Annotated in this window: 9 protein-coding genes; 1 reads left to right on the top strand and 8 read right to left on the bottom strand. The window is 35.2% G+C overall.

Features of this window, described 5'->3' with window-relative positions:
* Positions 1 to 55: 55 nt before the first annotated feature.
* The 3 genes from ABEB18_RS16315 to ABEB18_RS16305 are packed head-to-tail and all read right to left on the bottom strand — an operon-like array spanning position 56 to position 1,850.
* The gene (locus tag ABEB18_RS16315) at positions 56 to 712 is read right to left on the bottom strand and encodes a P-loop NTPase family protein (RefSeq protein WP_348800402.1); all 657 of its coding nucleotides are present in this window, start codon (positions 710 to 712) and stop codon (positions 56 to 58) included.
* The gene (locus ABEB18_RS16310; protein WP_348800401.1) at positions 699 to 1,538 is read right to left on the bottom strand and encodes a transcriptional regulator; all 840 of its coding nucleotides are present in this window, start codon (positions 1,536 to 1,538) and stop codon (positions 699 to 701) included. Before ABEB18_RS16310 ends, ABEB18_RS16315 begins: the two co-directional genes overlap by 14 nt.
* Before the next feature lie 24 nt (positions 1,539 to 1,562).
* Positions 1,563 to 1,850 (bottom strand): helix-turn-helix domain-containing protein, encoded by a 288-nt coding sequence (locus ABEB18_RS16305; RefSeq protein WP_348800400.1) that lies wholly within the window; start codon positions 1,848 to 1,850, stop codon positions 1,563 to 1,565.
* A 398-nt stretch (positions 1,851 to 2,248) separates the two neighbouring features.
* Between ABEB18_RS16305 and ABEB18_RS17475 the strand changes: the two genes are divergently transcribed.
* Positions 2,249 to 2,419: a DNA-directed RNA polymerase subunit alpha C-terminal domain-containing protein gene (locus ABEB18_RS17475; protein WP_369077091.1), complete on the top strand. Its 171-nt coding sequence runs from the start codon at positions 2,249 to 2,251 to the stop codon at positions 2,417 to 2,419.
* Here ABEB18_RS17475 and ABEB18_RS16300 read toward each other — a convergent pair.
* From ABEB18_RS16300 to ABEB18_RS16280, 5 genes are all read right to left on the bottom strand, one after another.
* Positions 2,399 to 3,892, bottom strand: coding sequence for a hypothetical protein (locus tag ABEB18_RS16300; RefSeq protein ID WP_348800399.1), 1,494 nt, complete (start codon positions 3,890 to 3,892; stop codon positions 2,399 to 2,401). The genes ABEB18_RS17475 and ABEB18_RS16300 overlap by 21 nt on opposite strands.
* Positions 3,893 to 4,069: 177 nt before the next feature.
* Positions 4,070 to 5,317: a site-specific integrase gene (locus tag ABEB18_RS16295; protein WP_348800398.1), complete on the bottom strand. Its 1,248-nt coding sequence runs from the start codon at positions 5,315 to 5,317 to the stop codon at positions 4,070 to 4,072.
* A gap of 700 nt (positions 5,318 to 6,017) precedes the next feature.
* The gene (locus tag ABEB18_RS16290) at positions 6,018 to 7,961 is read right to left on the bottom strand and encodes an OmpA family protein (protein ID WP_348800397.1); all 1,944 of its coding nucleotides are present in this window, start codon (positions 7,959 to 7,961) and stop codon (positions 6,018 to 6,020) included.
* A gap of 11 nt (positions 7,962 to 7,972) precedes the next feature.
* Positions 7,973 to 8,902 (bottom strand): PorP/SprF family type IX secretion system membrane protein, encoded by a 930-nt coding sequence (locus ABEB18_RS16285; protein ID WP_348800396.1) that lies wholly within the window; start codon positions 8,900 to 8,902, stop codon positions 7,973 to 7,975.
* A 36-nt stretch (positions 8,903 to 8,938) separates the two neighbouring features.
* A partial coding sequence (locus ABEB18_RS16280; protein WP_348800395.1) for a tandem-95 repeat protein occupies positions 8,939 to 11,389 on the bottom strand: 2,451 nt, incomplete at its 5' end.

Raw genomic sequence — 11,389 nt, 5'->3', positions numbered from 1 at the left:
GTTCAACTAGTATTCCTTTTTATTGGGTGGTTTATTGGATTCATAAAAACTTAATTTATCGCTTATCAATTGAATTTGGCATAAAACTAATCAAATTAAACATTGCTCTCATACGAGATCTTACTCGGTCACCATAGCACGCTTCGAGTTCTGAAGCCGAAAGGTTGGTGGTCACGTGTGTTAGTGATTTTTCGTGGATGAATGAATCATAACGACTGAGTATTATTTCGGCCATTACATTACATTCGTTACCGAAATGTTTTATTTGCTTTTCGGTTCCAAGGTCATCAAAGCAATAGCTGTTTAGTTTGATTTGCTTGTATTCTTTTTTGGTGAATGGGAGTAAAGCATCGTAACCGATGGAGGCAAATTCAAATGCAATATCCCTGCAAGGTTTTATTTTGTAACTGTAGCTTTGTGAACAGAAATAATTGAGGAGAAACATCAAAGAGGTTTTTCCACATCCAACTGGTCCCGACAATATGATTCCTTTGTTTGGATTTAGGTTTAATTTTGTGGTGGTCTCTAAATCTCGAATGGCATAAGTAATTAGCTTGCGGATAACCGGAATATCCTCTTCGTAAATTTTGAATTGGTAGCCAAAGTGATAATGTCCAATATTTTGCAACGCCAGTAAACATTTGTCGAAGTCGTACATTTTGACACCATTTTTCACCACAAATGTTTTTTGAATTTCGCTATAAGGGTTCATCGTATTTCTTTTGATTTGAAGTTTTTAAATTCCCGGGTTCCGGATTTGAAATAGCAATTTTGTGTGACTTGAAACTTTGTAGATTTAAAATCCAATTATTGGCCGATGCCTGCCAATCGTACATTTTAGACTTTCCACCCACGAGCCACCCATTACTTTGAAAATGATTGAAGAATCTTTCGGCTTCGATTTCATCAATTTTCTGCGAAAGGAAGTATGATTTGACATCCTCTAATTTTGGAGGAATGTTTTGGGCAATTTCTTTTTTTTCGCGCAACTTTTTTTTCTTTTTCTCCGGAGATGTATTTTCCTGAACTTCTGAATTATTCCTTTTCATTTTTTTTTCGAGCGTGTTCCCGTTTTCGATGTTTTTATCGTTTGTACTGTTTGTATTGTTTATATAAGATACCAGCGCTTGTCTAGGAGTTGGTAAGGTACTTGTCTTGTGCTTGTTCGCTACTTGTTCAGTAACATGTTCAAAAGGATGTTCATTTTTTGATTTTCTCTGTTGTTTCTTACTGAGTTGCTCTGCGTTTATTTCTAAACTGTTTACATAGATTAAACTTCCTTTGAATGGATTGTGGGAAGGCTCATATTTTATGTATTCTTTTTGGTGTAATTCGTTAATACATTTGTGATAGGTTGCCTTAGAATATATTTTACTAATCCGCATCATTTCATTTCGAGTAATACTTATCGGATTTTGAAAACGATTGACATTCCATGTTTGAAATAATGCCATGTATAAACTGACATGGGTGGGATTTAGATCGGTATCGTAGCTAATTTTTTGAAAGAATCCGGAAAGATGTTTGATATAGTTCATAATAATTAAACAAAAAGTTATGAATTATTTGAAAAGCGTCAATTTAGCGGCTTTCTTATTTCGTTCCAATATTTTATTAATATCGTCTTGATCATAATAAATAGTTCCGCCGATTTTGGTAAAGGTTAATGTTCCATTTATCCGAAGATTTTGTAAAGTACCTGGGGAGATCGTCAACAACTCCAGCACTTCTTTTGATTTGAGCCATTTTTGTTTGTTTTGAGGATTTGCATTTATCAGTTGCGAAATTGCAGATAGTAATTCTGTTTTGAATTGATTCAAGTCTTCTTTTGTAAGTACTTCGATTGCCATTAGTTTTAGTTTTAAAATTTATAATGGCAAATAGAATTAATTTGGTTACACCAAAACAGTTACAGAGGGGTTACAACCCCCACAAAGTGCAGTAATCACTTAAAAAAATAATTAGTTTTTTATTTATATTCTGCTAAAATGACTTGAAATAAGGGTATTTGTTTAAATTTGTGCGAGAATAAAATAATTGAGTGAAACTCAATACATATAGCGAAAGTTAAGTAGAGCCACAGAAAACCGCCAAAAAATTCTAAATCAGCTCACGAATTAACTGTTCGCCTACGCAATGCGTGGGCTCTGTTAATCGTGTGCTGTGGGTGCTTGGCGGTACCTCTGTGGCTGATGACAGATGTCCCACGCAGCTTGTTTTTATACTTTTGGGCTGCTGAATTTAGTTTATGAAAACAAATTTAGAGTTTACTCCAAGCGACGAGTTGTTAATTTTTATGAAGCTGAATAATCTTCAGACTTTATCGGAATTATTATTTATTTCTGATGAAGATTTGCTTAAAATGCGTGGTTTTGGATATCGAATTTTAAAGGAAATATTACAGCTGCGTAAAATTTAAAATCTTTTCAAGTTTTTCTTTTACAGCTTCAGCAGTGCTTGTTTCTACTTCGTAAAATTTATTTCGCAAACTATCTAGGGAAATTGTTTCAGTCGCATCTGTTTTAAATATTGATGTGGCTACCTGAAGCAGGTCCTTTATGCTGTGATTTTTTATCAAGCCTGATTTAACCATCAAACTAAGTGTATAGCCCAACTGTGCAACAGAAAGATTAAGGTGTATTTTATTTTGGTTTCTTGTACTATCATTATGATGTTCCATACTTTTTGCAAGCTCTCTTTTTCTGGAAAGGAAATCTATTTCCTCTTCGAGCCATGTATAAATTTGGAATTTTATTTCCGGAAGATTTTCCTGGTATGATATTCCCGGCTTATTTTTGGAATGGTTATAAAATTTTAAATAATGAAACATCAATTCCAATCTCTCCATTTCGGTTTCGCAATTATTAAACTCCTTTTTCAAAATTGAAGTTATATAATCGAAAAAAGCAAACATATTAACTTCCATTTCGATTAACCAATTGCACCATTCTCTTTGAGTAATTCCGTTTGGATTTTCGTATATAAACTGCGCAATATCGTTTATGTATTTTTTGGAGTAATTGTATTGGTAATAACTGATTTTTTCGTGGTCATGTAAATTACTTAGATTTAATAATGGTTCAAAAATAATTTGCAGTAACTCTTTTTCGATAACCATTGACAGCAATGAGTTGATAGCATATTCCGAATTGGAAGCAATTTCAACTTCATCGATTATAACAGTCCTGTATGGAACCATCGATTTGTTATTTAAATAATCTGCGTATTCCCTTTCAAGAAATATAAGCAGTCTTTCCAGATGGGAAAATTGACATTTTAAACAATCTATTTTGTCGAATTTATTCGAATATTCATAAATTTCTTTTTTGGTTCTGGGTTCTATATGTTTTATTAGCAATTGTAGTTGAGATTCTAAAGCCAATTGAATTTTATGAATAAAGTGTTCAATTTTTACATTTGACTTATACTTAAAAACTTGTTCTTTTATTGCTCGTTTAATGTTGAGGTTTTCTTTTTTTAGAAATTGATGCGTATAGAGTAAATAATGCTCCAAGAGAGGGATTTCACTTATTGTGCATTTTTCATAGACATAAAATTTATTTGGGCTTTCTGGATGCTTTGCGATGAAAATATGTTCGCCGGTAAATTTGATTATTGTTTTTAATGCCGGAATATATTCCACAAATTCACTAAAATGAAGAATTGATTTCAATTCTAAATCTTGAACTTTTGGGTGTAAGGAGTAGATCTTTTGGCAAATTTTCAGACCGCCATTGTTTTTGTTTTTCCCAAATTCTATTTCATAAATACGAAATGAGTTTTTTTCATTATGACTCAGTTCTTCAATAATAGTTTTATTTGATTCAGCAATTGGAGAAATTGTTTGACGAAAGACTACATCATAACATTCAAGCAAATAGGAAATTTTCATAATAGGCACTAAAAATTCTATAGTTTTAAACTAATACTTGGTTTTATAGAATGTAAATTTGTTTTTGGAATTTTTAGTCATTTAATATCAATTCCAGCTAATTGATGTTAAATTGTTGCGCAAGATATAATTTAATTTGTAAATATCTTACAAATATTATTAAGATTTTTACATTTATTATTTAGCTGTTTTTAAATTGTTGCCAATTTCGATATTTGAAAATTTGTCTTTTAGAATTTTCATATCCTCTCCAACTTTTTTATCCAGGACTTTTGCGTAATGCTGAGTGGTGCGTAAATTTTTATGACCAAGCATTTTGCTGACAGATTCAATAGGCACACCGTTTGTTAAAGTAATTGTGGTGGCAAAAGTATGTCTGGCGATGTGAAAAGTAAGTTCTTTGTTGATTTTACAAACTGTTGCAATCTCTTTTAAATAGGCGTTCATTTTTTGATTGCTAAAAATAGGTAGTAGTTTATCTTGATTATTGCTTTGAGGATGGTCTTCGTATTTATCAATAAGCATTTGGGTAACCGGAAGGATTGGTATTTTAGAGGCTGATTCTGTTTTTTGTCTGTGTGTAAATATCCACTTTTCACCGTCTATTCCGTAGCTGATGTGTGATTTAGTAAGATTCTTTACATCTATGTAAGCAAGTCCTGTAAAACAGCTAAAAAGGAAGATATCGCGTACTAATGAAAGTCTATCGGTTCCAAAATCTTTATTGATTATTTCCTGGATTTCATTTTCCGTAAGATATACTCTTTCTACTTCCTTTACTTTTGATTTGTAATTGGCAAAAGGATTTCGCTCCAACCAGTGATTGGCCAAACAGATTTTAATGATCTTATTGAAGTTCTTAATGTATTTAACGGCTGTGTTGTTGGCGCAATTTCGGACGGTTCTTAAATAGAATTCATAATCGGAGATAAAGGCATGGTCAATTTTCACGATATCGATATCCGATACATTGTATTTCCATAACAAAAAGTCTTTGGTGTGCTTTAATGATGTTTCATATCGTTCTAAAGTGCCTGGAGCATATTCTTTGCCTACAAGTGCTTTTATTTTGTTGTTGTGGTCCTGGAAGATTGGAATAAGCGTTCGGGTTCTTTCTTTTGTGCCAAGTAATCTGTTTTTAAATTCATCTATTGTAAATAAAACCCCATCTTTTAATAGCTCAAACTGAATTTCATTGACTTTGTTTTTAATATGATCAAGTATACTATTTATTGAACGTGCTTCTTCTGAATTTCCCTTCATCCTGCTTAGTTCGTTCGACCATTTTAACTGATCGATGAATTTTTTAGTGCTGTACTCTAATCTTTTTCCATCTACTGTCAGTCTAACATAAATTGGAAATAATCCTATTGAATTGCTCTTTGTTGATTTTGCATAAAAATGCAAGGTGGTTTTTACTTTCATTTCGGTAACCTTTAAATTATACAAATAAGTTATAATAAGGTTTGTCTATTTGCAAGATGTTCAAAAAATGATAGTGCTTACAACTGGTGTGCAACCCCCAGCAAAATCAGGTGTTTGATTTCGTCAGCTTGTCATTTTGCGAGACCCAATATTTTGATTTTTTCAGGGTCTCGATTTTGCTCCTTGAAATTTGATAAAGAATGTATAATTTGAAAGTTCCGTAAAATAAAAAACCCCAAAAATCATAGGATTTTTGAGGTTTTGATAACTTTTGTAAGTTATTTTGCGGAGAAAGAGGCTCTAAAACCTTTATATTAATCCCAGTAAATATGGGAGTACACAGACTTTTTAAGAACAGGGTTACCTATAGGTACACTAACAAAATTAGTAAAATAACATAAAACAAATGTAGGCTTTTTTTTAGAAAAGTCAACATTAATTTCTTTTCTATTGCATAAATAACTTGAACTTGTCCTAACGGCACAATACCCAAACCTTTTAGATCATTTGCATAATTGAGCAATGTGGAATACTAAAATAATTTGGGTGGAATTTACACAGTAGAGCCAATGCTCTCTTCAATTCGGCTAAAGCATTTTAAAATAAAAAATAACTAACCATTTTTGACCACATTGCTATTAAAAAAAACTGCAAGATTCACTTACAGTTTTTTTTATTTTGTACTAGGAAGTAAAAACTATTATCTCATCGAGACAATAATAAATTCGCTTCGCCTATTAGCTTGATGCTCTTCTTCGGAACATTTTACTCCTTCAGCGCAATGATTTACCAACTGAGATTCTCCGAAGCCATTCCCTATTAACCGAACCGAATTGATTCCATTCTTTACCAGCCAATCTACTGTGGACTTGGCTCTCTTATCCGATAATATTTTGTTGTATTTTGCTGTCTGACGGCTATCGGTATGCGAACGCACCTCGATTTTCATCTCTGGATACTGACGCATCACCTCCAGCACTTTAGCCAGCTCATAAGCTGCATCTTTGCGAATAAAAGACTTGTCTAAATCAAAATAGATGAGAGGAATATCCAATGTTTTAGCCAAATCAGTTCCAACAGCTATTGGCTTTATGCGTCTCTCTAGAACCAAAGGAAAATCTTTACTGCCACTGGATATTTTAGTTGTAACAGATGCTTCTTTGGTTTGATATTCTTCTTTCTCTCCTCTTACATAATAGGTTTTACCACAATCCACTGGAAAACTGTAATGCCCTTGTGCATCTGTCTGCATCACTTGAAGAGGTTTGAAGTTCTTATCAAACAAACTTATCTTGGCATTTGGAAGTATTTGACCCGAATCCAAATCAGTTACAAGTCCCATGAGGGTTTGCTCGCAAATCAATTTTTTATTCTCTACAAATCGGTAAATATCATCATATCCTTTTCCGCCTTCCCTATTCGAAGTGAAAAATCCATTTCTATTTTTGCTGTCGATTAAAAATGCAAAATCGTCTTGTTTACTATTTATTGGCTCTCCTACGTTTTGTATACCATAAAAGCTTTGGTCAACTTCAATTTTGGCTACAAAAACATCTAATCCTCCTAAGCCAGGTCTCCCGTCACTTGCAAAATACAATTCGTTATCATTAGAAACAAAAGGAAAGGTTTCTCTGCCTTCTGTATTGATTTCGGGTCCAAGATTCTCTGGAACACCATAAGTCCCATCTTCATTTATTTTAACTTTAAATAAATCTGATTGTCCTAATGTTCCTGTCATATCAGAAGCGAAATATAAAGTTTTTTCATCAACACTCAAAGCTGGATGCGCTACACTATAATTATTGCTGTTAAACGGCAATTCAGTCACATTTCTCCATTCTCCTTCTTTATCAATTGTGGCTTTGTAAAGTTTAAGCAAAGTGTTTTTATTGGCATCTTTTCCTCTTTTACCTTCTAGAAAATTGTTTCGGGTAAAATACATCGTCTGCCCATCTTTTGTAAACACAGGGGTCGATTCATTAAACTTAGAATTGATCTTACGTTCAAAACGTTCCGGCGTTCCCATTTCCCCATCGGGTTTCATCTCTGACCAATACAGATTAGTAAAAGATTTATTAGTCCATTTGAATACTTTCTTAGAAACCCCTCCAGTATCTCTAGCCGAAGCAAATACCAACTTTGTCCCAAAAAATGAACTCCCATAATCTGAAAATTTTGAATTCACACCTGCATCCACAACTTGGAATCTGCTTGAATTGGCTTTGATTTCTTCTAGGTAATTTCTATTCTCTTTAAAAAGTATTCCGCGTTTATCGTTACCCGTTTTTTGGTTGAATTGTTCTAATATTTGATCGGCTTTGACATAATCCCCAGTTGATTTCAATGCTTGTGAATAGCGGTAAAAATACTCTGGTTCCTGATTGGGATATACCGCAAACAGTTGGTCATACCATTTAAGAGCCTGTGGTAATTCCGCTTTAAAATAATAGGCATTTCCAAGCTTTTGGAACATTTTCTCATCCTGATATCCTTTTTCGGCTACTTTCTCATAATTATCTATGGCATCTACATAGGCAAAACGATCGTAGTCCTTTTCAGCTCTGCTGACAACTGTTTTTTGTGAAAATCCTTGTAAAAAGAAAGCACTCAAAAACAGACTGTAAACTATATTTCTAATTTTCATAAGCGTAATTTTTAGAAGAATCTTGGAGAAATAATTTTGTCGTATTTATTAAATAATTCATATCGCAAAAAGATCTCATGTGAACCTGAATTGTATCGTGCAAATTCTGTAGTATCAAAGTCATAACTGTACCCTATAAACCATGTATCGCTGGCTTGGAAACCTACCATAGCACTCATAGCGGCACTCCACCTGTAAGCTAATCCTGCCACGAATTTTTCATTCATCATAAAATTGGCACTTACATCCACTTGAAGCGGGGCTCCTTGAACGTATTTAGTTTGCAATGATGGTTTTAATTTTACACTAGTACTCAAATCAAATACATAACCTGCAATCAAATAATAATTGATCTTCTCGGTGGCAATATGACTTGCAGAACCCGAAGCTGCTGATTTATCAAAATGTTCTGTTTCAATTAAATTGGGTGCTGATATCCCTATGTAGCTATTGTCAGAATGCAAATAGAATCCGACTCCAACATTAGGTGAAAATTTATTATCAATATTATCTTCGTACAGATTGGGATCACCAGGCTGGTACTTTAGCTTTCCAAAATCAACATTTAACAAATTGGCACTAGCTTTTAATCCAAAAGACATTTTATATCTCTGTGAAGCGGGTATAGTATAGGAAAAATCAACTGCTATGTTGTTTTCAACAGAGGGGCCTATCTGGTCATTTATAACAGATAAACCCAAGCCTACTCTACTCTCGCTTATAGGAGTATTAATAGACAATGAATTCGTAACAGGAGCTCCTTCTACTCCAACCCACTGATTACGGTGCAAAGCGAATATGCTCATAGCTTGTCTAGAGCCCGCATAGGCAGGATTAACAACAATTGTGTTGTACATATTTTGGGTATATTGAGGATCTTGCTGTGCTGAACTCACAATGGTGAAAAGCATTATTACCAACCCTATTATTTTTGTTTTCATGTGAAGTTTTTTATTTATAATTTGGAACTTATCTTATTATTTTCTGTTCAAATACAAGTAACCTGATTTTTCTAAAGTATTAGAATTACTGTCCGTGTATTTCAGTATATAAAAATATGTTCCTACTGGCAATTCTTGTGACTTTTCAACTGTCACTCGTCCTTCAGAAATCCCTTTGAATGCATTATTTATATTATCATAATGCTCACGTTCAAATACTAATACACCCCAACGGTTGAAAATCTTTATCGAATTATCAGGATAACATTCCAATCCTCTGATATAAAATTTATCATATTGACCGCTTCCATCAATTGTAAGCGCATTGAATACTTCTATTGCACATCCTGAAACCAAAAGTACCGTAGGATTATCATCGCCCAAATTTAAATCATCTGATTTATCTTCTATTCTTATTCCGTCTGGACTCGTACCATAAACTATGGCTTGATTTGAAACAGATCCTGAATTGATATCCACTTGTTTTATAGAATATTCCCCTTTGAAATGAGTTGTATTACTTTCACCTACTGCCAATGATAATGGAATTCCCGACATCAAAACTCCCGGTAACGGATCTGTTATAGTTACATTAGTTAAAGGAACATTTCCTGTATTTGCCACTTCAAAACTATAAGTAATAGTTTCTCCTGCTTGTGCATAACCATCCCCATTCTCATCATTAAAATGAGCTGTTTTCACCAACGCAATGTTTGGTCTAGATACAAATACTGTAACTGTAGAGCTACTGCAATTACTAGGATTTGCTTTTTCACAAATGTTGTAATTTAAGATATATGTACCTCCAGGAATATTGGCTAAAGTATCTATCGTTCCATCCGAATTAAATATAAAATTAGCATTTGGATCTGCTGTTAATATCATATCTGATGCATTAACAGGTAATCCGTTAAATGTATCATTTGTCAGTACATTGAAGATCCCTGTTGACGCTTTGCTTCCGTCTACAATTCCTGCATCGTCTTTATTTGCTTGAATACTAAATCCTGATGATGCCGTTACGCTGATAACAACATCAGCTGTATCGGTCAAAGCGCCGTCGGTTAGTGTATAAGTAACTGTTGGAACTGTTCCGTTATAATTGCTTACAGGTACAAAAGTTAAACTTCCGTCTGTCAGTATCGTGATGTCTCCAACACTTGGAATCGTTACTGCAGATCCTACTGTCTGAGTCCCTGCGATGCCTGCGATGGTATAACTCTGAACTGTTAATACTGCTGAATCCAAATCACTGTCCAGTCCTGCTGTTGCATCAGTATCGGTGATTACGTTTCCTGTGATAGAAACCGCATCTTCCAATCCGCTGTACGCATTGTTCTGTGCAACCGGCGCATCATTAACTGCTGTTACGCTGACAACAATGTCGGCTGTATCGGTCAGAGCGCCGTCTGTTAGTGTATAAGTAACTGTTGGAACTGTTCCTGTGTAATTGCTTACAGGTACAAAAGTTAAACTTCCGTCTGCCAGTATAGTGATGTCTCCAACACTTGGAATCGTTACTGCCGATCCTACTGCCTGCGTGCCTGCAATTCCTGCGATGGTATAATACTGAACTGTTAATACTGCTGAATCCAAATCACTGTCCAGTCCTGCTGTTGCATCAGTATCGGTGATTACGTTTCCTGTGATAGAAACCGCATCTTCCAATCCGCTGTACGCATTGTTCTGTGCAACCGGCGCATCATTAACTGCTGTTACGCTGACAACAATGTCGGCTGTATCGGTCAGAGCGCCGTCTGTTAGTGTATAAGTAACTGTTGGAACTGTTCCTGTGTAATTGCTTACAGGTACAAAAGTTAAACTTCCGTCTGCCAGTATAGTGATGTCTCCAACACTTGGAATCGTTACTGCCGATCCTACTGCCTGCGTGCCTGCAATTCCTGCGATGGTATAATACTGAACTGTTAACGCTGCTGAATCCAAATCACTGTCCAGTCCTGCTGCTGCATCAGTATCAGTGATTACGTTTCCTGTGATAGAAACCGCATCTTCCAATCCGCTGTACGCATTGTTCTGTGCTAATGGTGCATCGTCAACTGACGTTACATTGAACGTAACTGTCGCTGTTGCTGTATCGCCATCGGCATCGGTTATCGTATAGCTAATGCTTACCGGACCGTTGTAGTTCAACGCTGGTGTAAAGTCAATCGTATCATCGGTTGGATCGTTCGGAGTGCCATTGTTGTTCACTACCGCTGTTCCTACTAATGCTGAAATCGGAGTTACGGTGATGCTGCCCGTGCTTGGTCCGTCACCGCCAAAACTGTCATTCCCTAATACTGCGATATTGCTTAATCCGCTGTCTTCCGTTACGTTGGATGGGCTGTCGGCTCCTGCTACTGGTGCGTCGTCAACTGATGTTACATTGAAGGCAACTGCCGCTGTCGAGGTATCGCCATCGGCATCGGTTATCGTATAGCTAATGCTTACCGGACCGTTGTAGTTCAACGCTGGTGTAAAGTCAAT

Source organism: Flavobacterium adhaerens (assembly GCF_040045115.1).
Lineage (GTDB): Bacteria > Bacteroidota > Bacteroidia > Flavobacteriales > Flavobacteriaceae > Flavobacterium > Flavobacterium adhaerens.
Note: the sequence above shows the minus strand (reverse complement) of the source record. Positions and strands in the feature narration are given on the sequence as shown.